16 protein-coding genes are annotated in these 24,154 nt (G+C 68.0%); 1 reads left to right on the forward strand and 15 read right to left on the reverse strand.

Annotation, left to right across the window (positions count from 1 at the left end):
- Positions 1 to 31: 31 nt before the first annotated feature.
- From urtB to N7640_RS08855, 8 genes are all read right to left on the reverse strand, one after another.
- Complete coding sequence (gene urtB, locus N7640_RS08820; RefSeq protein WP_279903563.1) at positions 32 to 1,603, reverse strand: urea ABC transporter permease subunit UrtB; 1,572 nt, start codon at positions 1,601 to 1,603, stop codon at positions 32 to 34.
- Between the two features lie 257 nt (positions 1,604 to 1,860).
- Positions 1,861 to 3,126: an urea ABC transporter substrate-binding protein gene (gene urtA, locus N7640_RS08825; RefSeq protein WP_279903564.1), complete on the reverse strand. Its 1,266-nt coding sequence runs from the start codon at positions 3,124 to 3,126 to the stop codon at positions 1,861 to 1,863.
- Positions 3,127 to 3,205: 79 nt separating this feature from the next.
- Positions 3,206 to 3,928: a GntR family transcriptional regulator gene (locus N7640_RS08830; protein ID WP_220815933.1), complete on the reverse strand. Its 723-nt coding sequence runs from the start codon at positions 3,926 to 3,928 to the stop codon at positions 3,206 to 3,208.
- A gap of 1 nt (position 3,929) precedes the next feature.
- Positions 3,930 to 7,559: an urea carboxylase gene (gene uca / locus N7640_RS08835; protein WP_279903565.1), complete on the reverse strand. Its 3,630-nt coding sequence runs from the start codon at positions 7,557 to 7,559 to the stop codon at positions 3,930 to 3,932.
- Positions 7,552 to 7,677, reverse strand: a complete 126-nt coding sequence (locus N7640_RS08840) for a hypothetical protein (protein ID WP_279903566.1) — start codon at positions 7,675 to 7,677, stop codon at positions 7,552 to 7,554. Before N7640_RS08840 ends, uca begins: the two co-directional genes overlap by 8 nt.
- Positions 7,678 to 7,852: 175 nt before the next feature.
- Positions 7,853 to 9,661 carry an allophanate hydrolase gene (gene atzF, locus N7640_RS08845; protein ID WP_279903567.1) on the reverse strand — a complete coding sequence of 603 codons (1,809 nt, stop codon included), beginning with the start codon at positions 9,659 to 9,661 and terminating at the stop codon, positions 7,853 to 7,855.
- 169 nt (positions 9,662 to 9,830) lie between these two features.
- Positions 9,831 to 10,427: a MarC family protein gene (locus N7640_RS08850; RefSeq protein ID WP_279903568.1), complete on the reverse strand. Its 597-nt coding sequence runs from the start codon at positions 10,425 to 10,427 to the stop codon at positions 9,831 to 9,833.
- A 289-nt stretch (positions 10,428 to 10,716) separates the two neighbouring features.
- Positions 10,717 to 13,482 carry a hybrid sensor histidine kinase/response regulator gene (locus N7640_RS08855; RefSeq protein WP_279903569.1) on the reverse strand — a complete coding sequence of 922 codons (2,766 nt, stop codon included), beginning with the start codon at positions 13,480 to 13,482 and terminating at the stop codon, positions 10,717 to 10,719.
- A gap of 362 nt (positions 13,483 to 13,844) precedes the next feature.
- Between N7640_RS08855 and N7640_RS08860 the strand changes: the two genes are divergently transcribed.
- On the forward strand, positions 13,845 to 15,476 hold the full coding sequence (locus N7640_RS08860; protein ID WP_220815928.1) for an MFS transporter: 1,632 nt from the start codon (positions 13,845 to 13,847) through the stop codon (positions 15,474 to 15,476).
- 114 nt (positions 15,477 to 15,590) lie between these two features.
- Here N7640_RS08860 and purD read toward each other — a convergent pair whose 3' ends face one another.
- From purD to accC, 7 genes are all read right to left on the reverse strand, one after another.
- A complete protein-coding gene (purD, locus tag N7640_RS08865) occupies positions 15,591 to 16,880 on the reverse strand; it encodes a phosphoribosylamine--glycine ligase (RefSeq protein ID WP_279903570.1) in 1,290 nt (429 codons plus the stop codon).
- Between the two features lie 219 nt (positions 16,881 to 17,099).
- Complete coding sequence (gene purH, locus N7640_RS08870) at positions 17,100 to 18,707, reverse strand: bifunctional phosphoribosylaminoimidazolecarboxamide formyltransferase/IMP cyclohydrolase (protein ID WP_279903571.1); 1,608 nt, start codon at positions 18,705 to 18,707, stop codon at positions 17,100 to 17,102.
- Between the two features lie 74 nt (positions 18,708 to 18,781).
- The gene (gene fis, locus N7640_RS08875) at positions 18,782 to 19,117 is read right to left on the reverse strand and encodes a DNA-binding transcriptional regulator Fis (RefSeq protein WP_220815925.1); all 336 of its coding nucleotides are present in this window, start codon (positions 19,115 to 19,117) and stop codon (positions 18,782 to 18,784) included.
- Positions 19,114 to 20,106 (reverse strand): tRNA dihydrouridine synthase DusB, encoded by a 993-nt coding sequence (gene dusB, locus N7640_RS08880; RefSeq protein WP_279903573.1) that lies wholly within the window; start codon positions 20,104 to 20,106, stop codon positions 19,114 to 19,116. The genes fis and dusB overlap by 4 nt, the downstream gene beginning before the upstream one ends.
- A 215-nt stretch (positions 20,107 to 20,321) precedes the next feature.
- Positions 20,322 to 21,635: a DUF3426 domain-containing protein gene (locus tag N7640_RS08885; protein ID WP_279903574.1), complete on the reverse strand. Its 1,314-nt coding sequence runs from the start codon at positions 21,633 to 21,635 to the stop codon at positions 20,322 to 20,324.
- A 115-nt stretch (positions 21,636 to 21,750) separates the two neighbouring features.
- A complete protein-coding gene (prmA, locus tag N7640_RS08890) occupies positions 21,751 to 22,632 on the reverse strand; it encodes a 50S ribosomal protein L11 methyltransferase (protein ID WP_279903575.1) in 882 nt (293 codons plus the stop codon).
- Positions 22,633 to 22,798: 166 nt separating this feature from the next.
- Positions 22,799 to 24,154 carry an acetyl-CoA carboxylase biotin carboxylase subunit gene (gene accC, locus N7640_RS08895; RefSeq protein WP_279903576.1) on the reverse strand — a complete coding sequence of 452 codons (1,356 nt, stop codon included), beginning with the start codon at positions 24,152 to 24,154 and terminating at the stop codon, positions 22,799 to 22,801.

Raw genomic sequence — 24,154 nt, forward strand, 5'->3', positions numbered from 1 at the left:
CGCTCGATGGCGCAATAACGGTCGCAGGTCATCAGTCGATCACCCGTCCTTTCAGTGCGAACAGTCCCTGCGGACGCTTCTGGATGAACAGAATGATCAGCGCGAGGATCAGGATCTTGCCGAGCACGGCGCCGATCTGCGGCTCCAGCAGCTTATTGGCGATGCCGAGGCCGAAGGCCGCCAGCACGCTGCCGGCCAGTTGGCCGACGCCGCCGAGCACCACCACCAGGAAGGAGTCGATGATGTAGCTCTGGCCCAGGTCCGGGCCGACGTTGCCGATCTGCGACAGGGCCACGCCGCCGAGGCCGGCGATGCCGGAGCCGAGGCCGAAGGCCATCATGTCCACCCGGCCGGTGGGCACGCCGCAACAGGCGGCCATGTTGCGGTTCTGGGTCACGGCGCGGACGTTGAGGCCAAGGCGGGTCTTGTTCAGCAGCAGCCAGGTCAGCGCCACCACGAACAGGGCGAAGCCGATGATCACCATGCGGCTGTAGGGCAGCACCAGGTTGGGCAGCACCTGCACGCCGCCGGACAGCCACTGCGGGTTGGCGACCTCGACGTTCTGCGCGCCGAAGATCACCCGCACCGCCTGGATCAGGATCAGGCTGATGCCCCAGGTGGCGAGCAGGGTTTCCAGCGGGCGGCCGTAGAGGTGGCGGATCACCGTGCGCTCCAGCGCCATGCCGATGGCGGCGGTGACGAAGAAGGCCACCGGCAGTGCGGCCAGCGGGTAGAGGGCGAGGTATTCCGGGGCCAGGCGCTGGAAGGCGATCTGCACCATGTAGGTGGTGTAGGCGCCGAGCATCAGCATCTCGCCATGGGCCATGTTGATCACCCCGAGCAGGCCGAAGGTGATGGCCAGGCCCAGGGCGGCCAGCAGCAGGATCGAGCCCAGGCTAAGGCCGCTGAAGGCCTGGCCGAGCAGTTCGCCGATCAGCAGGCGGCGCTCGACCTGCACCAGGCTGGTCTCGGCCGCGGTGCGCACCGCGGCGTCGCTCTCGGCGCCCTCGGCCAGCACGCCTTCCAGGCGGGTGCGGGCCTGCGGGTCGCCGCTTTCGCCGAGCAGGCGCACGGCCTTCAGGCGAACCTGCGGGTCAGCATCGACCAGTTGCAGGTTGGCCAGGGCCAGCGCCAGGGCGGCGCGCACGGCCTCGTCCGGTTCGCCGGCGACGCGGGCGTTGAGCAGTTCCAGCTGGGCCGGCTTGGCGCTCTTCTGCAGCTGCCGGGCGGCGGCCAGGCGTTTGGCGGGTTCCTCGGCGAGCAGTTGCTGGCTGGCCTGGACGTTGGCCAGCAGGCCGCGCAGGCGGTTGTTCAGGCGCAGCTTCTTCGGCGTGCCGTCGGCCGCGGCGGAGCCTTCGGCGGCCTGCCAGGCTCCGTCGACTTCGTAGAAGGCGGCCTTGGCCGCATCGACGCCGACGCGGCCCTGCTGCAGGGCGTCGAGCAGCGGCTGGCGGGTGGTATCGGGTTGCGCGGCCCAGCTTTCGAGGAGCTGGGCCTGTCTGGCCGGGCTGGCGGCGACGAAGTCGGCGGCGTCCCCGGCATGGGCGGTCAGCGGCAGCAGCAGCGCCAGTGACAGCAGGATTCGGAACAAGGCAGTGGGCATTGCGGATCAGTCCTTTGCAGGTGGCCGTAGCCCGGATGCAATCCGGGGTGGCGATTCCCGGATTGCATCCGGGCTACGGCTATAGAGTGGGGCGCAAGACCCTCACCCCTGGCCCCTCTCCCGGAGGGAGAGGGGAAGCGTGCGGTTTCATGAGAGGTCTACGTTGCCTGGCGCTCCGTCACCCCTCTCCCTTTGGGAGAGGGGCTGGGGGCGAGGGATGCCATGGCGCACGCGGACTTCCGAAAGCTTCACCCGCCTCAGTTGCTCTTCACCGCATGGTCCGGCTTCTTGTCGTTGCCAGGGATGAAGGGACTCCAGGGCTGGGCGCGCAGCGGGCCCTCGGTCTGCCAGACGATGGAGAACTGACCGTCTTCCTGGACCTCGCCGATCATCACCGGCTTGTGCAGGTGGTGGTTGGTCTTGTCCATGGTCAGGGTGTAGCCGCTCGGCGCGGCGAAGGTCTGGCCGGCCAGGGCCTCGCGCACCTTGTCCACGTCGGTGGTGCCGGCCTTCTCGACGGCCTGGGCCCACATGTTGATGCCGACGTAGGTGGCTTCCATCGGGTCGTTGGTCACCGCGGTTTGGTAGTTCGGCAGGTTCTTGGCCTTGGCGTAGGCCTTCCACTTGTCGACGAAGGCGCTGTTGACCGGGTTGTCCACCGACTGGAAGTAGTTCCACGCGGCCAGCTGGCCCACCAGCGGCTTGGTGTCGATGCCGCGCAGTTCTTCCTCGCCCACCGAGAAGGCGACCACCGGGATGTCGGTGGCGTCGATGCCCTGGTTGGCCAGTTCCTTGTAGAACGGCACGTTGGAGTCGCCGTTGACGGTGGAGATCACCGCGGTCTTGCCGCCGGCGGAGAACTTCTTGATGTTGGCGACGATGGTCTGGTAGTCGCTGTGGCCGAAGGGGGTGTAGACCTCCTCGATGTCCTTGTCCTGCACGCCCTTGCTGTGCAGGAAGGCGCGCAGGATCTTGTTGGTGGTGCGCGGGTAGACGTAGTCGGTGCCCAGCAGGAAGTAGCGCTTGGCGCCGCCGCCGTCCTCGCTCATCAGGTATTCCACGGCCGGGATGGCTTGCTGGTTCGGCGCGGCGCCGGTGTAGAACACGTTCGGCGACATCTCTTCGCCTTCGTACTGCACCGGGTAGAACAGCAGGCCGTTGAGTTCCTCGAACACCGGCAGCACGGATTTGCGCGATACCGAGGTCCAGCAGCCGAACACCACGTCGACCTTGTCCTGGGTCAGCAGCTGGCGGGCCTTCTCGGCGAACAGCGGCCAGTTGGACGCGGGGTCGACCACCACCGGCTCCAGCTGCTTGCCACCCACGCCGCCCTTGGCGTTGATCTCGTCGATGGTCATCAGCGCCATGTCCTTCAGCGAGGTCTCGGAGATCGCCATGGTGCCGGACAGCGAGTGGAGGATGCCGACCTTGATGGTCTCGGCGGCCTGGACGGTCCAGGTCATGCCCATGGCGGCGATGGAAGCGGAAAGGGTGAAGGCCTTGATCAGGCTGCGTCGTTGCATGGTGCGATCTCCATTCGAGCTAGTTTGAGTACTGCTGATTTCTGGTTATGGGTTGGCAGTCGTCCAAAGGGTCATCGCGTCACCCTTGCCCGGCCATCGCCCGTTGCCGGGCGCTGTGCAGCATGTGCAGGGTGATCTTGCGCACTTCCGCCTTGCTCAGTTCGATGTGGGTCCTGAGCAACAGCTGTGCTTCTTCGGGGCGGCGCGACAGGATCGCGCCGAGGATCTGGGCGTGTTCGGCGTAGGTTGCCTCCACGCGCGGCTCTTGGGTGAAATCCAGGCGCCGGATGATGCGGATCTTCTCGCTGACTTCCGCGTGCAGGCGGGCCATCTCGCGGTTGCCGGTGGCCTCCACCAGCTGGCAGTGGAAGCGTTCGTCGAGCAGTGACACGGCGCGGCCGTTCTGCAGGCGGTCCTCGGGGCGGACCATCCAGGTCCGGCGCAGCTCCTCCAGCGGCGCCGGCAGTTCGCCGGCCGGCCGGTCGCACAGGCGCCTGACCGCTTCCAGTTCGAGGACGATGCGCACTTCGTACAGCTCCTCGAAGTAGTGGAAGTCGAACGGCCGCACCTGCCAGCCGCTGCGGAAATACACCTCCAGATAGCCCTCGCGCTCCAGCCGGTAGAGGGCCTGGCGCACGGGCGTGCGGCTGACCTCCATGCGCTCGGCGACCTCGCCCTCGGAGAAGCGGTCGCCGGGCAGCAGGCGGAACTCGAAGATGTCGTCCTTGAGCTGGGCGTAGATGCGCTCGGCCAGGTTCTCCGGGCGCTCGCGGCCGCGCTTGTCGGGACCGACCAGTTGCATCTCAGGCGGCCTCGCCCGGCACCAGCAGGAGCAGCGCGTCGCCCGGCGTCACCGCCTTGCCCGGCGCGCAGCGCACCGACTTGACGATGCCGGACACCGGCGCGGTGACCGCCAGTTCCATCTTCATCGCCTCGACCACCAGCAGCGGGGTGCCGGCCTCGACATGCTGGCCGGGCTCGACCAGCACCTTCCACACGCTGCCGCACATGTCGGCGCTGACCAGGTGGCCGTCGAGGTCGCCGTCGTCTTCCTGGGCGACGGCCAGCGGCGCGGCGGCGGCCGGATCGTCGTCCTGCCACAGCTGCACCTCGGCGTCGAAGGCGGCCTTCTGCCGGGCCTGGAAGGCGGCGATGCCGTCCGCGTTGGCGGCGAGGAAGCGCTGGTATTCGGCGAAGTCGAACTCGCCCTGCTCGATGCGGACTTGAGCGCGGCCCTCGCGGAAGGCCTCGCGGAAGTCGTCCAGCTCGGCCTCGCTGACCGGGTAGAAGCGCACCTGGTCGAAGAAGCGCAGCAGCCAGGGCTCGCCGTTCTCGAACTGGGCGTTCTTCACGAACTTGTTCCAGATCGGCAGGGTGCGGCCGACTAGCTGGTAGCCGCCGGGCGAATCCATGCCGTAGATGCACATGTACATGCCGCCGATGCCCACCGTGCCTTCGGCGGTGTAGGTGCGCGCCGGGTTGTACTTGGAGCTGAGCAGGCGGTGGCGCGGGTCCAGCGGCACGGCGCAGGGCGCATCGAGGTAGACGTCGCCGAGGCCGAGGATCAGGTAGCTGGCGTCGAACAGGATGTCCTTCACCTCGTCGCGGCTGGCCAGGCCGTTGATGCGCTGCAGGAAGTCGACGTTGTTCGGCAGCCAGGGCGCCTCGCTGCGCACCGTCTCGCGGTAGCGGGTGACGGCGCCGAGGGTGGCGCTGTCCTCGAAGGCCATCGGCAGGTGGACGATGCGGGTCGGCACCTTCAGCTCGGCCACGTCGCCCAGGCGCTGTTCCAGGCCCAGCAGGTGGTCGATCAGCGCCTGCTGGTGCAGCACGAGGCTGTCGTAGCGCAGCTGCAGCGAGCGTACGCCCGGCGCCAGCTCCTCCAGGCCGCGCAGCGGCTCGGCCTTCAGCGCCTCCATCAGCAGGTGCACGCGCAGGCGCAGGGCCAGGTCGAGCACGTTGTCGCCGTACTCCAGCAGGATGTAGGCGTCGCCGGCCTGGCGGTAGACCACCCGCGGGCGGCTGCCTTCGGCCGGCAGCTCGGCCAGCACGGTGGCGGATACGGTGCTCTCCGGTTGCAGCGACGGTGCAGGCAGGGTCACCGCGCTGATCGCGGCCAGGGCTTCGAGACTGCCCAGCTGGGCCTGCTCCAGGCTCTGCGCCTGCTGGAAACCGATGGGATGGAAGCGCAGCTTGTCGCCGGGCTTGACCTGGCCGACCTTCCACAGCTCGGCCTTGGCGATGGTCACCGGGCAGACGAAGCCGCCGAGGCTGGGACCGTCCTTGGTCAGGATCACCGGGAAGTCGCCGGTGAAGTTGATCGCGCCGATGGCGTATTCGCAGTCGTGGACGTTGGACGGGTGCAGGCCGGCCTCGCCGCCGTCGGCGCGGGTCCAGCTCGGCTTCGGCCCGGACAGGCGCACGCCGAGGCGGTTGGAGTTGTAGTGCACCTCCCACTCGGCGGCGAAGAATTCCTCGATCGCCTCGGGCGTGAAGAAGTCCGGCGCGCCGTGCGGGCCGTACAGCACGCCGATGTTCCAGGTGGTGCCGTAGCTGGGGATCAGGCTCGGGTGCACGGCCTGGGGCGCGGCAACCGGCGCCAGAGTGGTGCAGGCCGGCAACGCGGGCTGGGAGATGGCCAGGGTGTCGGCCGGGCGCAGGGTGCGGCCGGCGTGGCCGCCGAACTGGCCGAGGGCGAAGGTCGAGCGGCTGCCCAGGTACAGCGGCACGTCGATGCCGTTGCGCACCGCCAGGTAGGTGCGGCAGCCGCTGAGCGCGCGGCCGAGCTTGAGCACCTGGCCGGCCCTGATCGCGACCGGCTGCCAGTAGGCAACCGGCTCGCCGCCCAGGGTGGCCGGGCAGTCGGCGCCGGTCAGGGCGATCAGCGCGTCGCAGTGGAAGCGCAGGGTCGGGCCTTGCAGGGTGAATTCCAGGCCGGCGGCGTCGGCGTGGTTGCCGACGATGCGGTTGGCCAGGCGGAAGGCGAAGTCGTCCATCGGCCCGGACGGCGGCACGCCGATATCCCAGTAGCCGAGACGCCCCGGGTAGTCCTGCACGCTGGAGTAGGTGCCGGGTTCCAGCACCTCGATGACGCTGGCCTTGAAGGCGAAGGTATCGAGCAGGCGGGTCCACACCTCGCCCCGGGCGAAGCGCGGGTCGGCCACCACCTGGCGCAGGTAGTCGAGGTTGCTGGCGATGCCGTGCAGGCGGGTTTCGCCCAGGGCCGCGCGCAGCTTGGCGATGGCTTCGTCGCGGCTTTGGCCGTGGACGATCAGCTTGGCGATCATCGGGTCGTAGAAGGCCGACACCTCGCTGCCGGTGGCGACCCAGCCGTCTACCCGCACGCCCTCGGGGAAGTGCACTTCGGTGAGCACGCCGGGGCTGGGCTGGAAGTTCTTCAGCGGGTCCTCGGCGTAGATGCGCACCTCGATGGCGGCGCCCTGCGGGGCGCGGTCCAGGGCGACCCAGTCCAGCGCGTCGCCGGCGGCCACACGCAACATGCACTCGATCAGGTCGAGGCCGGTGACCATCTCGGTGACCGGGTGCTCGACCTGCAGGCGGGTGTTCACTTCGAGGAAGTAGAAGTCGTCGCGGGCGGCGTCGTAGATGAACTCCACGGTGCCGGCGCTGCGGTAGCCGACCGACTCGCCGAGCTGCACGGCGGCGGCGTGCAGGCGCTCGCGGGTGGCCTGGGGCAGGTTCGGCGCCGGGGTTTCCTCGACCACCTTCTGGTTGCGCCGCTGCAGCGAGCAGTCGCGCTCGCCGAGGGCGGCGACGCGGCCCTGGCCGTCGCCGAAGATCTGCACCTCGACGTGGCGCGCCTGGTCGACGAAGCGCTCCAGAAATACGCCGGCGTCGCTGAAGAACTGCTCGCCCATGCGCTTGACGCTGTCGTAGGCGCTGGCCAGGGCTTCGGCGTCGGCACAGCGGGTCAGGCCAATACCGCCGCCACCGGCGGTGGTCTTGAGCATCACCGGGTAGCCGATGCCTTCGGCGGCGGCGAGGGCTTCTTCCAGGCTCTGCAGCAGACCGGTGCCCGGCGCCATGGGCACCTGGGCTTCGCCGGCCAGTTCGCGGGCGCGGTGCTTGAGGCCGAATTCGCGGATCTGCTCGCCGGTCGGTCCGACGAAGGCGATGCCGGCCGCCTCGCAGGCGTCGGCGAACTCGGCGCTCTCGGAGAGGAAGCCGTAGCCCGGGTAGATCGCCTGGGCGCCGGTTTCCTGTGCCGCGGCGAGAATCCTGTCGATGCGCAGGTAGCTGTCGGCCGGCTTGTCACCGCCCAGGGCGATGGCGACATCGGCATCGCGCACATGCTGGGCGTTGCGGTCGGCGTCGGAGTAGACGGCGACGCTCTTCACACCCAGGCGCTTGAGGGTGCGGATGGCGCGGACGGCGATCTCGCCACGGTTGGCGATGAGTACGGTATTAAACATGGGTGGCCTCCGTGGCGAGATCGCCGTGGCGGGCGGCGCCCACCCGGCACTTTGACTGCGTCGCTGCGCCGCTTTGCGGCTGGTCGCCACGGTTGGCGATCAGTACGGTATCGAACATGGGCGTTGCCTCGTTTAGGCGTAGATCGGAAGAGCGCGAGCGGAGCGATGACCCTTGTGGGAGCTGCCTTTGTGGGAGCGGCCTTGGCCGCGAAGCTTTTGGAGCAGCCCCATTCGCGGCCAAGGCCGCTCCCACAGTTGCCAAGGCAGTTCCCTCGGCTGCCGCAGCCGTGGAGTCACGGGCGCGCGCCCTGGAGGCTGGCGATGAACGCGCGCCAGCCGCCGAAGCCGGTGATGTCGCGGGCGCCCGCCAGGGCATAGGGCTCGCAGATGAAGCCCTTGACCCAGCGACCGTCGGCCAGCTCCAGGTTGCCGATGCCCAGCGGCGGCGGAATCTCGGCGACGAACTCGCCGAAGCGCGCCTGGGGCACGTCCCACAGCTCGACGATGATCTCGGCGCCGTCTTCGGCCACCCGTGCCAGGCCCGGCTTGGGCGGCACGGTGCCGGGCAGGGCGTAGAGGCGGTAGCTGGCGGCGCTGGTGGTCTGCTCGACCAGCACGGCGTCGCGGGTGGTGAGCTGGAAATTCAGCGGCATGCCGGTCAGGTGGGCGCCGACCACGGCCACGCGCACGCTGCCGGGGGCGGGTTTGGCGCTCGCTGTCTGCGCCGGCAGCGGCCGGCCGGTGGCGCCCAGCGGCAGGACGAGTGCCTGCTGCCAGCGCTGGCCGAAGGCGGCCAGGGCCTGGTCGTGCCAGGCCGGCGCGATCAGGGTGATGCCGGCCGGCAGGCCGTCTGCGCGCAAGCCGGCCGGCACGGCCAGGGCGGCGAGGTCGGCCAGGTTGGTGAAGTTGGTGTAGGTGCCGAACTGGCTGTTGAACAGCACCGGCTCGGCTTCCATCTCGGCCAGGGTGCGCAGGGTCGGCGAGGTCGGTACCACCAGGGCGTCGAAGCCGGCCAGGACGTCGTTGATCCGGCGCGCCAGCTCGGCGCGGATGTACTCGGCCTTGTAGGCGTCGCAGGCGCTGTATTTCTCGCCATTGGCGACGATGCCGCGCACCACCGGGTTGATGTGCGAGGGTTCCACGCCCTCCAGCGCCACCGTGCGTTCGGCGACCCAGGAGCCGTAGTAGAGCTGCTCGGCCAGTGCCTGGAAGGGTTCGAAGTCGATCTCGACCAGTTCGGCGCCCAGTTCGCGCAGCTTGCCCAGGGCGGCCTCGAATACCGCCTGGTTCTGCGTGTTGCCGAAGAACTCCGGGCTGGCCGGCACCGCCAGGCGCGGCTTGGCCGGCATGCCGACCCTGGCGCTGTTGGGGTTCTTGCGGCTGTATGCGTCGGCGCCGTCGTAGCCGCCGGCGATCTCGGCCACGGCCAGGGCGTCGGCTACGGTCAGGGCGAACACCGAGATGCAGTCCAGGGTGCGGCAGGCCGGCACTAGGCCGGTGTTGGGCAGCCAGCCCTTGGTCGGCTTGAGCCCGACGATGTTGTTGAAGCCGGCCGGCACGCGGCCGGAGCCGGCGGTGTCGGTGCCCAGGGAGAAGGCCACCAGGCCGCGCGCCACGGTGCTGGCCGAGCCGGAGCTGGAGCCGCCGCTGACGTAGTCGGGCTTGAAGCTGTTGGGTACCGCGCCGTAGGGCGAGCGGGTGCCGACCAGACCGGTGGCGAACTGGTCGAGGTTGGTCTTGCCGACGAGGATGGCGCCGGCGGCGCGCAGGCGGGCCACCACCGTGGCGTCGGCCTCGGCCGTGTAGGCGAATTCGGGGCAGGCGGCGGTGGTCTGCCAGCCGGCGGCGTCGATGTTGTCCTTGATGGCGAAGGGCACGCCATACAGCGGCAGCTTGCCCAGGTCGCCCTCGACGGCGGCCAGGCGCTCGGCCAGGGCGTCGAGCTGGGCCTGCAGCTGGGCGGGCGTGGCCAGGCTGATCCAGGCCGGGTCTTCGCCGCCTAGTTCGGCGAGCAGCTCGGCGAGCGCGCCGGGTTGCAGGTTCTCGGTGCGATAGGCCTGTTGCCATTCGCTCAGGGTCCAGCCGAATCCGCGATGGGACATCTTCCTAGATTCCTTCTTGTATCCAAGTTGATGTCGACAAAGCAGGAGCTGTGCCAGTTATTCAACTCGTTGTTTCAGAAGGATTTTTCAGGATGATGGAGCGGGTTTGCGAGCGGCCGTGCCCCGTTTGGGGGCCGGACGCCGGTGCCGGTGCGCCAGGGCGGGGCGGTCAGGGCGCGAGGTAGCCGCGCACCCCGGTGAAGATGATCTGCGCGGCCAGGGCGCAGACGAACAGGCCCATCAGGCGGCTGAGAATCTGCAGGCCCTGCTGGCCCAGCAGCCGCTCGACCTTGTCGGACAGGTAGAGCACCACGCCGACCGTGACGCTGGCGATGCCGATGGCGATGATCGCCAGCAGCTTGTCGTCCCAGTGCGGCTGGCTGATGCCCATCACCAGCAGGGCGCCGATGGTGCCGGGGCCGACGGTGAGCGGGATGGTCAGCGGCACGATGGTGACGTCCTGCTGCACGTTGTCCGCCTGCACCGCCGACTTGCCCTGGGCCATGCCCAGGGCGGAGATGAACAGCACGGAGCCGGCGCCGATGCGGAAGGCGTCGGCGGTGATGCCGAAGATCTCGAAGATGGTCTGGCCGAACAGGTAGAGCAGCACGCTGGCCACCAGGGTGCCGAGCGCCACTTTCCAGGCCAGCTTCTTGCGCTCCCTGACGCTATAGCCCGGGGTCAGGCCGAGGAAGCAGGACAGCACGAAGAACGGGCTGTAGAGGACCAGCATTTTCAGGTACAGGCTGAACAGCACGGAGAGCATGGATCGGGCTCGTCAGGAGGATGGGGCAAGCATAGAGGGCGCCGGGGCGCCACCGCCACTGGCTAGGCTCTGTACGAAAGTGCCTGCGCTCGGTGATGCGTCGTTAAAACGGGTTCGGAAAGCAGCTTGCTGCTAACGCGCCAAGGCGCGGCCCGAAGGGCGAACGCAGTGAGTCATGCTCATTTACAGCTCGTAAACTCGCATGCGAGCCCAGTCCGCTTCCTCACCTGTTTTTGTGGGGGCGCCTAGCCCTCGCCTGACCTTCGCTCGACGACTTTTCGTACAGACCCTAGGAGTGCAGGACGTCGCGCTGGCGGCGTTCGCGCTCGCGCACCCAGTGGGCGATCAGCTCGCGCAGCTGCGACATCTCCACCGGCTTGGACATGTGCCCGTCCATGCCGACCTGGCGCGCGCGCTCCTTGTGCTCGGCGAGGATGTGCGCGGTCAGCGCCACTACCGGGGTGCGGCTGCGCCGCTCGCGCTGTTCCCACTCGCGCAGGCGTTCGGTGGCGGAGAAGCCGTCGAGCACCGGCATCTCGCAGTCCATCAGCACCAGGTCGTACTGCTGTTCCTGCATCGCGCGCAGGGCTTCCTCGCCGTTGCTGGCGGTGTCCGGCTTGAGGTTGAGCTTGCTCAGCATGCCGCGGATGACCTTGGTGGAGATGCTGTTGTCCTCGGCGACCAGGATGCGGAAGTCCTCCGGCACCTGCAGCGGCGCGCTGTCGGGCTGCAGCGTGCGCGGCGCGCCGGCTTCGCGTTGGGCCAGTTCGTCGGCGAGCACGGTCTTGAGGGTGTAGCCGGCCACCGGCTTGGCCAGGATGCGCTTGATGCCGGCGTTGCGGGCGATGATCTTGCTCGGTGCGTTGCTGATGCCGGTGAGCATGATCAGCAGGATGTCGTGGTTGAGGTTGGGGTCTTCCTTGATCCTGGCGGCCAGCTGCATGCCGGTCATGCCGGGCATTTCCTGGTCCAGCAGCACGGCGTCGAAGTATTCGCGCAGGTGCGCCTTGGTGCGCAGCAGGGCCAGGGCCTCCTTGCCGGAGGCCACCGCGCTGACCTGCAGGCCCCAGGCCGCGCACTGCTGCTGCAGCACCTTGCGGCAGGTCTCGTTGTCGTCCACCACCAGCAGGCGCGCGCCTTCCAGCGGCCCGTCGAGGTCGGCGGTGGCCTGCTCCAGGCGCTGGGGGTCGAGCGGCAGGGTCAGCCACAGGGTGGTGCCGGTGCTGCCGCCGCTCTGCACGCCGAACTCGCCGTCCATCAGGCGCACCAGCTGGCGGGCGATGATCAGGCCGAGGCGGCCGCCGAGCTTGCTGGCGGAGAGGAAGTCGCTGCTGTGCAGCTCGGTGTTGAGCAGGGCGTCGCGCTCGCCCGGCTCCAGCGGCCGGCCGCTGTCCTGCACGGCGATGCGCAGGCGCGGCGCGTCGCCGTCGGTGTCCAGCGCCACCACCAGCAGGATTTCGCCCTCGTCGGTCTGGCGGAAGGCGTTGTCCAGCAGGCTCATCAGGGTCTGGCGCAGGCGCGTGGGGTCGCCGCTGATGACGCGCGGCACCTGCGGCTGGGTGAAGCTGATCAGCTCGACCTTCTGCCGCTCGGCCTTGGCGCGGAAGATGTCCAGGCAGTCCTCGACCAGCGCGTGGAGGTCGAACTGCACGTCGTCCAGCTCGATCTGGCCCGACTCCAGCTTGGAGATGTCGAGGATCTCGTTGATCAGGGTGAGCAGCTCGTTGCCCGAGCTGTGGATGGTCTGCACGTAGTCGCGCTGCTTGGCCGACAGCGGGGTGCCGAGCAGCAGCTCGGTCATGCCCAGCACGCCGTTCATCGGGGTGCGGATTTCGTGGCTGATCTTGGCCAGGAACTCGGCCTTGGTCTTCAGCTCGGCGCTGACGGCGGCCTCGCGGGTGCTCTGCTGCAAGGTGTCGCTCTGGATCTGCCGCTGGCGCTCGGACAGGGCGATGCTGAGGATCAGGCCGGAGACCATCGCCACGCTGAACAGGCTGAGCACCAGCCAGCCGGGATTGAGCTGGTCGAAGCCGAACAGCACCGGGGCGAGGGTGGCGAAGCCCAGGCCGAAGATCGCCAGGCCGGCGAAGATCAGGCGGGCCGGGCGGTAGCCGGCGCGCCAGTGGATGAAGGCGATGATGGGCACGGTGACCACCACCATCACCACCAGGCCGTAGACCAGCCAGCTGTGCCAGAGCAGGCCGGTGAAGCCGATCACCGCCGCGACCAGGGCGACCAGGGTGAACTCCAGGTGCAGCAGGTGGCGCAGCGGGCTGCGCTCGGCGGACGTGCCGCTGAAGAAGAAGCGGGTATAGCCGAGCATGCACAGCACGGCGGCGAGGGCCGAGAGGTCGGCGATCAGCGACTGGTTGTAGCTCTGCTGCGGCATCAGCACGGCGAGCAGGCCGGTATTGGCGGTGGCGCACAGGGCCAGGGCGGCATGGGTGCCGGCCAGCCACAGGTTGCTGGCGGTGGGCGAGTAGGCCATGCGCAGCAGGTTGAACAGGGCCATCAGCAGCAGGCCGCCGATCAGCGCGCCGAACAGGTAGGCGGGTCGCTCCTGGGCCACCAGCTCGGCCTCGTCGATGACCTTGAACCACATCATCAGGGCGTGGTTGGAAGTCATGCGCAGGTAGGCGGTGCGCGGCTGGTCGTCGTTGGGCAGGCTGAACAGGTAGGAACGCGAGGGCAGCGGGCGCGAGCTGAGGGTCAGCGCTTCGCCGGTGCGCAGCTGCTGTTCGATCACGCCGTCCCTGACCAGGTAGAAGTCCAGGTGCTGCACCCGCGGGGCGAACAGCCACAGCCAGTGCGGGGCGGACAGGGAGCGGGTGTCGACCTTGAGCCAGACGGCCTGGGAGGAAGCGGGGAGGGTGAAGGCCAGGCGGTCCAGCGGCTGGAAGCGCGAACTCTGCGCCTGAACCTCGGCGAAGCTCAGCTGCGCCGACTTGTCGAGCAGGATGGACCAGCTATCGTCCCCGGGAGCGGCGTTCGACGTGGCCGAGAGGCCGAGCAGCAGGCTGACGATGAGTCCTGTGGCGATCCAGAGCCGACGCAAGTGGAGTCCCTTCTTTGGTGAACCGGAGGATTATATATAGGGGTGTGACACAAAAGGCAGCCATGCCGACCAACCTCGCCCTCTGTTTTACCGCATCTTTACCTCGAATCGGCACCGGATCGGCCATTTTCCGACCGACAAGCCGGTCGGCGGCGTTCCTGCCACTTCTCCGGCCGGACTTCAAGCATCTTAGACTAAGGTCTAATGCCGGCCGCCCGACGCGGGTCTAGCCTTCCCGATCAGAACAATCACAAGAAAAGACGTCCGGGCGCAGGGCGATCCCGCTCTCCGTCGACAGGGCGTCGGAGGCAGCCTATATGAGCGTGTCAACGGCAGCACCCGGCCATGCGCCGGCCGGCCCCATGACGTCGGAGGAGCGCAAGGTCATCTTCGCGTCTTCCCTCGGCACCGTCTTCGAGTGGTACGACTTCTATCTCTACGGATCGCTCTCGGCGATCATCGCAGCGCAGTTCTTCTCCGGGGTCAATCCCACCGCCGCCTTCATCTTCGCCCTCATGGCCTTCGCCGCCGGCTTCGCGGTGCGGCCGTTCGGCGCCATCGTGTTCGGCCGGCTCGGCGACCTGGTGGGGCGCAAGTACACCTTCCTCATCACCATCATGATCATGGGCCTGTCGACCTTCATCGTCGGCATCCTGCCGTCCTACGCGACCTGGGGCATCGCGGCGCCGATCATCCTGATCGTGCTGCGGCTGTTCCAGGGGCTGGCGCTGGGCGGCGAGTACGGTGGCGCGGCGACCTACGTGGCCGAGCACGCGCCCCACGGCCGGCGCGGCTTCTACACCTCGTGGATCCAGACCACCGCGACGCTGGGCCTGTTCCTGTCGCTGCTGGTGATCCTCGGCACCCGCACCTGGCTCGGCGAGGAGGCCTTCGCCGCCTGGGGCTGGCGCATTCCCTTCCTGCTTTCCATCGTGCTGCTGGGCATCTCGGTATGGATCCGCCTGACCCTGAGCGAGAGCCCGGCGTTCAAGAAGATGAAGGAAGAGGGCAAGACTTCCAAGGCACCGCTGACCGAGGCCTTCGGCCGCTGGGAAAATGCCAAGATGGCGCTGATCGCCCTGTTCGGCGGCACCGCCGGCCAGGCGGTGGTCTGGTATACCGGCCAGTTCTACGCGCTGTTCTTCCTGACCCAGACGCTGAAGGTGGACGGGCCCACGGCGAACATCTTGATCGCCCTGTCGCTGCTGATCGGCACGCCGTTCTTCATCGTCTTCGGCTGGCTGTCGGACAAGATCGGGCGCAAGCCGATCATCCTCGGCGGCTGCCTGATCGCGGCGCTGACCTACTTCCCGCTGTTCGGCCTGATCACCCACTACGCCAACCCGGCGCTGGAGCGGGCCCAGGCCACCGCGCCGGTGACCGTGGTGGCGGACCCGAGCGAATGCTCGTTCCAGTTCAACCCGGTGGGCACCTCGAAGTTCGTCACCTCGTGCGACATCGCCAAGGGCTTCCTCGCGCGCAACTCGGTGAACTATGCCAACGAGGAAGCGCCGGCTGGCACCAATGCCAGCATCCGCATCGGCGACGAGACCATCGCTTCGTTCTCCGGCGCCGGCATGGCGGCCGACCGGTTCAAGGCGGAGTCCGATGCGTTCAACGTCAGGATGACCGAGGTGATCCGCAGCCACGGCTACCCGGCCAAGGCCGACCCGGAGCAGATCAACACGCCGATGCTGGTGCTGCTGCTGACCGTGCTGGTGCTGTTCGTGACCATGGTTTACGGGCCGATCGCGGCGCTGCTGGTGGAGCTGTTCCCGACGCGCATCCGTTACACGGCGATGTCCCTGCCGTACCACATCGGCAACGGCTGGTTCGGCGGCTTCCTGCCGACCACCGCGTTCGCCATGGTGGCGGCCACCGGCAACATCTACTACGGCCTGTGGTATCCCATCGTGGTGGCGGTGATGACTTTCATCATCGGCCTGTTCCTGATGCCGGAGACCAAGGACCGCGACCTGCGCGACTGGCACTGATCGCTACCTGCAAATGAAAAGGCCCCGCAGATGCGGGGCCTTGTCGTTGGCTGCTCTTGTGGGAGCGGCTTCAGCCGCGAATTTCGCGGATAAATCCGCTCCCACAGGAGAGCCTCAGTCTTTGCCCTGCTCGCGGGCAATGGCGCGGTAGCCGATGTCCTTGCGGTAGAAGCTGCCGTTCCAGCGGATCTGCTCGGCCAGGCGATAGGCCTGCTGCTGGGCACTGGACACGCTCGGGCCGATGGCGGTGGCGCACAACACACGGCCGCCGGCGGTGACGATCTGGCCGTCCTTCAGCGCGGTGCCGGCGTGGAACACCTTGCCGTCGATCTTCGCCGCCGCGTCCAGGCCCTCGATCACATCACCCTTGGCGTAGTCGCCCGGGTAGCCACCGGCAGCGATCACCACGCCCACGGTCGGACGCGGGTCCCAGGTCGCCTCGACCTTGTCCAGGGCCTTGGCCAGGGCGGCTTCGACCAGCAGCACCAGGGAGCTTTCCAGGCGCAGCATCACCGGCTGGGTCTCCGGGTCGCCGAAGCGGCAGTTGAACTCGATGACCTTGGGCCGGCCGGCCTTGTCGATCATCAGCCCGGCGTAGAGGAAGCCGGTGTAGACGTTGCCCTCGGCTGCCATGCCGCGCACGGTGGGGTAGATCACCTCGTCCATCACGCGCTGGTGCACGTCCGGGGTGACCACCGGGGCCGGGGAGTAGGCGCCCATGCCGCCGGTGTTGGGGCCGGTGTCGCCGTCGCCGACGCGCTTGTGGTCCTGGCTGGTGGCCATGGGCAGCACGTTCTCGCCGTCGACCATGACGATAAAGGAGGCTTCCTCGCCGTCGAGGAACTCCTCGATCACCACGCGGGCGCCGGCGTCGCCGAAGGCGTTGCCCGAGAGCATGTCGCGCACCGCTTCCTCGGCTTCGGCCAGGGTCATGGCGACGATCACACCCTTGCCGGCGGCCAGGCCGTCGGCCTTGACCACGATCGGTGCACCCTTCTCGCGCAGGTAGGCCAGGGCCGGCTCGACCTCGGTGAAGTTCTGGTAGTCGGCGGTGGGGATATCGTGGCGCGCCAGGAAGTCCTTGGTGAAGGCCTTGGAGCCTTCCAGCTGGGCGGCGGCGGCGGTGGGGCCGAAGATGTCCAGCTTGCGGGTGCGGAACAGGTCGACCACGCCCTTCACCAGCGGCGCTTCCGGGCCGACGATGGTCAGCTGCACGTTCTTCTCGGCGAAGTCGGCCAACTGCTCGATGGCCAGCACGTCGATGGCGACGTTCTCGCACTTGGCCTCGGTGGCGGTGCCGGCGTTGCCCGGGGCGACGAAGACCTTCTCGACGCGCTTGTCCTGCGCCACTTTCCAGGCCAGGGCGTGCTCGCGGCCGCCGCTGCCGATGATCAGTACGTTCATATCTCTCTCCTCATGGAGGCGGGCCTTGGCCCGTTTGGTGGATAAACAAAGCGTTATCCACCCTGCGGAAATCTTGCTTCTGGCGTTCTATCGGGCCGCGATGGAGCTGGTGGATGCTAGGCGCGGATGGCTTCGATAAGCGCAGTTGCCGACTGGCAATGAGCATTAGCGAAGTCGTCCGCAACAACGCAGACGCCTCCTACAGCGCGGCCATGCCAATCAATGCCTGAAGTGGCGCATGCCGGTGAACACCATGGCGATGCCGGCCTCGTCGGCGGCGGCGATCACCTCGGCGTCGCGCATCGAGCCGCCCGGCTGGATCACCGCGGTGATGCCGGCCTTGGCGGCGTTGTCGATGCCGTCGCGGAACGGGAAGAAGGCGTCCGAGGCCATCACCGCGCCTTTGACTTCCAGGCCGGCGTGCTCGGCCTTGATCGCGGCGATGCGGGCGGAGTTGACGCGGCTCATCTGGCCGGCGCCGACGCCCACGGTCTGGCGGTTCTTGGCGTAGACGATGGCGTTGGACTTGACGAACTTGGCCACCTTCCAGGCGAAGATCAGGTCGTGGATTTCCTGCTCGCTCGGCGCGCGCTGGGTGACGACCTTGAGGTCTTCGGCCTTGATCATGCCGATGTCGCGGCTCTGTACCAGCAGGCCGCCATTGACCCGCTTGAAGTCCCAGCCGGCGGCGCGTTCGGCCGGCCACTCGCCGCATTCGAGCAGGCGCACGTTGGCCTTGGCGGCCACCACTTCGCGGGCCTCGGCGGAGATTTTCGGGGCGATGATCACTTCGACGAACTGGCGCTCGACGATGGCCCGGGCAGTCTCGCCGTCCAGCTCGCGGTTGAAGGCGATGATGCCGCCGAAGGCCGACTCGGTGTCGGTGGCGTAGGCCAGGTCGTAGGCCTTGCGGATGCCGCCCTCGTCTTCCGGCACCACGGAGACGCCGCACGGGTTGGCGTGCTTGACGATGACGCAGGCCGGCTTGACGAAGCTCTTCACGCATTCCAGCGCGGCGTCGGTGTCGGCCACGTTGTTGAACGACAGTTCCTTGCCCTGCAGCTGCACGGCGGTGGACACGCTGGCCTCACCCTTCTGCGCTTCCACGTAGAACGCCGCGCTCTGGTGCGGGTTCTCGCCGTAGCGCATTTCCTGGGCCTTGATGAACTGGCTGTTGAAGGTGCGCGGGAAGGCGCCGCGCGCTTCGGTGCTCAGGGTGTCGCGGCTCTGGTCGATGGTGCCCAGGTAGTTGGCGATCATGCCGTCGTAGGCGGCGGTGTGCTCGAAGGCCTTGAGCGCCAGATCGAAGCGCTGGGCGTAGCTCAGGCCGCCGGCCTTGAGCGACTCGACGATGCCGGCGTAGTCACCGGCGTTGACCACGATGGCGACGTCCTTGTGGTTCTTCGCGGCGCTGCGGACCATGGTCGGGCCGCCGATGTCGATGTTCTCGATGGCGTCGGCCAGGTCGCAGCCCGGCTTGGCCACGGTGGCGGCGAAGGGGTAGAGGTTGACCGCGACCAGGTCGATCGGGCAGATGCCGTGCTCTTCCATCACCGCGCCGTCCAGGGCGCGACGGCCGAGGATGCCGCCGTGGATCTTCGGATGCAGGGTCTTCACCCGGCCGTCCATCATCTCCGGGAAGCCGGTGTAGTCGGCCACTTCCACCGCCGCAACGCCGTTGTCCTTGAGCAGCTTGTAGGTGCCGCCGGTGGAGAGGATCTCGACGCCCAGGGCGACGAGTTCGCGGGCGAACTCGAGGATGCCGGTCTTGTCGGAGACGCTGATCAGGGCGCGGCGAACGGGAAGGCGGGTGGTCTGGTCGGTCATTGCAAAGTCCATCGGAGCTGGAGATTCAGTGAAAAAGGGCGGCCACGGGCCGCCCTTCGTCATGGGTTCGATGCTTACAGCAGGTCGTACTGCTTGAGCTTCTTGCGCAGGGTTCCGCGGTTCAGGCCGAGCAGCTCGGAGGCCTTGGTCTGGTTGCCCTTGACGTAGTTCATCACGGTCTCCAGCAGCGGCGCCTCGACCTCGGTCAGTACCAGGTTGTAGACGTCGGTGACGTCGGCTCCCTCGAGGTGGGCGAAGTAGTTGTGCAGCGCCTTCTCCACGCTGTCGCGCAGGGACTGGCCCTGCTCGAACGGTGTGTTCAGGTGCTGCTTCAGGTTGGCGTTGTCGCTCACGGGTACTGCCCCATCAAAAACGGATTGCTCAAAAAAAGGCTCGGTCATCCTCGTCATGCGGCCACCCCTTCTCCCTTGTTGTTCTGCTCGGCGAAGAACTGCCGAACGGCGGCGCATTGCGCGTCGGTGCTGTCGAGGCGATTGAAGCCGGCGCGGAACTCCCGCGCGCCGGGCAGGGTTGCCAGGTACCAGCCGACATGCTTGCGGGCGATGCGTACGCCCATGTGTTCGCCATAGAAGGCGTGCAGCGCGGCCAGGTGCTCCAGCAGGATGCGTTCCACTTCATACAGCGCCGGCGCCGGCAGTTCCTTGCCGGTCGTCAGGAAGTGGGCGATCTCGCGGAAGATCCACGGCCGTCCCTGCGCCGCGCGGCCGATCAGCAGGGCGTCGGCGCCGGTGGCGTCGAGCACGGCCCTGGCTTTTTGCGGGGAGTCGATGTCGCCGTTGGCGAACACCGGAATGGAGATCGCCTGCTTGATGGCGGCGATGGTGTCGTACTCGGCCTCGCCGGTGTACAGGTCGGCGCGGGTGCGGCCATGCACGGCGAGGGCGGCGATGCCGGCCTGCTCGGCGATCTTCGCCACGGTGATGCCGTTCTTGTTGGAGCGGTCCCAGCCGGTGCGGATCTTCAGGGTCACCGGCACGTCGACGGCGGCGACCACCGCGTCGAGGATGGCGGCGACCAGCTGCTCGTCCTTCATCAGTGCCGAGCCGGCGGCCTTGTTGCAGACCTTCTTGGCCGGGCAGCCCATGTTGATGTCGATGATCTGCGCGCCCAGCTCGACATTGCGACGGGCGGCCTCGGCCAGCATCTCGGGATCGCCGCCGGCGATCTGCACCGAGCGCGGTTCGGGATCGCCCTGGTGCACCAGGCGCAGGCGGGACTTGCGGCTGTTCCACAGGCGCACGTCGCTGGTCACCATCTCGGACACCACCATGCCGGCGCCGAGGCGGCGGCACAGCTGCCGGAACGGCTGATCGGTGACGCCCGCCATGGGGGCGAGGATCAGCGGGTTGGGCAGAGTGTAAGGGCCGATGCGTACCACCGACGGGTCATCCCTGTTGTCTCGAAGGTCGTTCGGGCAATGGCGTAGCCCGCCAGAGTGCGGAACGGCGATCGGGGGAGTGCGAAAAAGGGAGGGCATGATACCCGCTCTCGGTGACCGGATAAAGGCTGTTTTGAACAAATTATGAGCAGCCATCGGGTTATCGCCTTTGGCTAGGTGGCAAGTTGCGAACGCCGGAAATCCGGCGTTCGCACCTACTCGGGAGAGTGGAAGCTGAGGCTGTAGTTGACCGCCCTGGAGCCCGGGTCCTTGATCTCCAGGGAGATGTGGATCGGGGTCTGCGGAGGCATCTCGTCGCGGCCAGCCAGCTCGCCGCTGAGGTACTCGCTGGGGCGGAAGCGGCTGCTGGCGATCAGCTGGCCGTTGAGGTCGGCGAAGCGCAGTTCCAGCAGCGGGAACGGCTGGGCGAACGGCGCGCGGTTGTAGAGGATGGCGTCGACCATCAGCGCGTCCATGTACTGCGGATGGCTGCGCACCACCAGGTTGGTGCTGCGCACCTGGGCGATGTCGACCTTGGACGGCAGGGTGCAGCCGATTTCCGGACAGAGGGTCTCGAACCAGGGGCGGTAGCGGTCCTGCCGGGCCAGCTCCTCGAAGTGGTAGACCACGTACTGGCCGGCCAGGGCGCCGGCGGCCAGCAGGTTCAGCAGGCCCCAGCCGATCCAGCGGCCCCAGGGCTTCTTCGGCTGCTGCCAGTCCAGCTGCAGCGGGTCGTCGCTCAGGTCGAGCAGGCTGTCGTTGCGCAGTGCCGGCTCGCTGCGTGGTGCCTTGGCCGCGGGCTCGGCGGCGACACGGTAGTTGTCGTCACCGATTTCCTCGGCCGGGTCCTCGTCGGATGACAGGTCGCCCAGTGCCGGTTCCTCGCGCTCGGGCAGCGGCTCTTCGAGCGGCTGGGGACGGCTCGCGGGCTCGGCCTTCTTCGCCGCAGGCGGCTCTGGCTGCGGTTCCTCCCGTGGGCGGGGAGGTTGGACGGCGGCGGGCTTGTTCGCCGGCTCGTCCTTGATCAGCGACTCGGCCCAGCTCTCGTCGTGCCGGCTGTCTTCGTCATCGTCACGCGGTGCGCCTTCGCCCGGCCGCGGCGCGCTGTCCATCGCCAGGAACTCGCGGGACAGCTGCATTTCCTGTTCTTCCAGCTTGGCCAGTTCCTCGTCCAGGTCGAGGCTGTCCAGGTCCAGGTCGTCGTGAATCCACAGGGTATCGACGGATTTCTTTTCCGCCGGCGGCTGGCTCGGTTTGGCCGCTGGCGTCGCCGCGACTGCGGGCTGCGCGGGAGCGGCCGGAGCGGGGCGGGGTGGTTGCGCGGCGGCCGGCGGTATCGCCGGCTTAGCCGGAGCCGGAGCGACCGGTTTGGCAGCCCGGTTCTGGTCCACCAGCAACTGCTGGGCGGCGTTGAACACGCGCATGCAGGCACCGCAGCGTACCGCGCCATGGGCTGCGCCCAGCTGCGCACGGCTGATGCGGAAGCTGGTATGGCAGTGGGGGCATTGGGTGACGAAGCTGTCGGTCATGCGGGGGTCCGTGCGAAACAGGGCGCTAGTTTACCCAGGCAGGGGCGTGAGAATACAAGGGGTTGCGTGCGGACAGGGCATTTCTGCCCCGTATTGGCGCAGTAGTACGCGCAACTTACCCGCGTTTCACGCCACTGATGCGTACCCAGCCGTCCTTTTCCGCCGTCGGATCGAGTTCGAAGGCGTCGGCGTAAGCGGCGCGCACATCCTCGGCCTGTTCGGCGAGGATGCCGGACAGCGCCAGGCGGCCCCCGGCCTGGACCAGGGCGGTGATCTGCGGCGCCAGGGACACCAGCGGGCCGGCCAGGATGTTGGCCACCACCACTTCGGCCGGCTGCTGCGGCATGTCGGCGGGCAGGTAGACGGGGAAAAGCGCCGGGTCGATGCCGTTGCGCGAGGCGTTGTCGCGCGAGGCCTCCAGCGCCTGCGGGTCGATGTCGGTGCCGACCGCTCGGGGCGCGCCGAGCAGCAGGGCGGCGATGGCGAGGATGCCCGAGCCGCAGCCGAAGTCGATCACGGTGCAGCCGGCCAGTTCCTGGCCGTCCAGCCATTCCAGGCACAGCGCGGTGGTCGGGTGGGTGCCGGTGCCGAAGGCCAGGCCCGGGTCGAGCAGCAGGTTGACCGCGTCCGGCTCCGGCGCCTGGTGCCAGCTCGGCACGATCCACAGGCGGCGGCCGAAGCGCATGGGCTGGAAGTTGTCCATCCAGCTGCGCTCCCAGTCCTGGTCCTCGATGTGCTCGATCTGGTGCTCGGGCAGCGGGCCGCCGGTCAGCAGTTCCAGGTGGGCGACCAGGTTGGCCGGGTCGGTGTCGGCCTCGAACAGGGCCAGCAGGTGGGTATGCGACCAGAGCGGGGTGGTGCCCAGGTCCGGCTCGAAGATCGGCTGGTCCTCGGCGTCCATGAAGGTCACCGACACGGCGCCGACGCCGAGCAGGGCGTCCTCGTAGGGCTCGGCCTGTTCCGGGGTGATGGCGAGACGGACTTGTAACCAGGGCATGGCGAACCTCGTGTGCGGTGTTGCGTGGGCGCGCAGCTTACTTGAGGGCGGCGGCGGCCCGCCAGCGCGGGCGCCGAAACGACAGGGGCCGCCCGAAGGCGGCCCCTGTGTGGGCAGGGCGGAATTACAGCCCACGCGCGGGTTGCACCCGCCCTACGGACTCGCGTTAGTGCTTGTCCATGCCCAGCTTCTTCTCGAGGTAGTGAATGTTCACGCCCCCCTTGAGGAAGCCCTTGTCGCGGGTCAGGTCGCGGTGGAGCGGGATGTTGGTCTTGATTCCGTCGACCACGATCTCTTCCAGGGCGTTGCGCATGCGCGCCATGGCTTCGTCGCGGGTGCGGCCGTAGCTGATCAGCTTGCCGATCAGCGAGTCGTAGTTCGGCGGCACCGAGTAACCGCTGTACAGGTGCGAATCGACGCGGATGCCGTTGCCGCCCGGGGCGTGGAAGTGCTTAACCTTGCCGGGGCAGGGCATGAAGTTGTCCGGGTCCTCGGCGTTGATCCGGCACTCCAGGGCGTGGCCGAGGATCTTCACGTCTTCCTGTTTGATCGACAGCTTGTTGCCGGCGGCGATGCTGAGCATTTCCTTGAGGATGTCGATGCCGGTGACCATCTCGGTGACCGGGTGCTCGACCTGCACGCGGGTGTTCATCTCGATGAAGTAGAAGCGGCCGTCCTCGTAGAGGAACTCGAAGGTGCCGGCGCCGCGGTAGCCGATCTCGATGCAGGCGTCGACGCAGCGCTGCAGGACTTCGGCGCGGGCCTTCTCGTCGATCAGCGGGGCGGGGGCTTCTTCCAGCACCTTCTGGTGGCGGCGCTGCAGCGAGCAGTCGCGGTCGTACAGGTGGATGGCGTTGCCCTGGCCGTCGGACAGCACCTGGACTTCCACGTGGCGCGGATTGCCGAGGAACTTCTCCAGGTAGACCATGGGGTTGCCGAACGCGGCGCCGGCCTCGGTGCGGGTCAGCTTGGCCGACTTGATCAGGTCTTCTTCCTTGTGCACCACGCGCATGCCGCGCCCGCCGCCGCCGCCGGCGGCCTTGATGATCACCGGGTAGCCGACCTCGCGGGCGATCTTCAGCGCGGTTTCCTCATCCTCCGGCAACGGGCCTTCGGAACCGGGTACCACGGGTACGCCGGACTTGATCATGGCGTTCTTGGCCGAGACCTTGTCGCCCATCAGGCGGATCACGTCGGCGGTCGGACCGATGAAGGCGAAGCCGGATTTCTCCACCTGCTCGGCGAAGTCGGCGTTCTCGGCGAGGAAACCATAGCCCGGGTGGATCGCGGTGGCGCCGGTGACTTCGGCGGCGCTGATGATGGCGGGGATGCTCAGGTAGGACTGTGCGCCCGGCGCCGGGCCGATGCACACGGTCTCGTCGGCCAGGCCGAGGTGCATGAGCTCACGGTCTGCGGTGGAGTAGACCGCCACCGTCTTGATATCCAGTTCCTTGCACGCGCGCAGGATGCGCAGGGCGATTTCGCCACGGTTGGCGATCAGGACTTTTTCCAGCTTCTGCAT

This window comes from Pseudomonas sp. GD04015 (assembly GCF_029837675.1).
GTDB lineage: Bacteria > Pseudomonadota > Gammaproteobacteria > Pseudomonadales > Pseudomonadaceae > Aquipseudomonas > Aquipseudomonas paralcaligenes.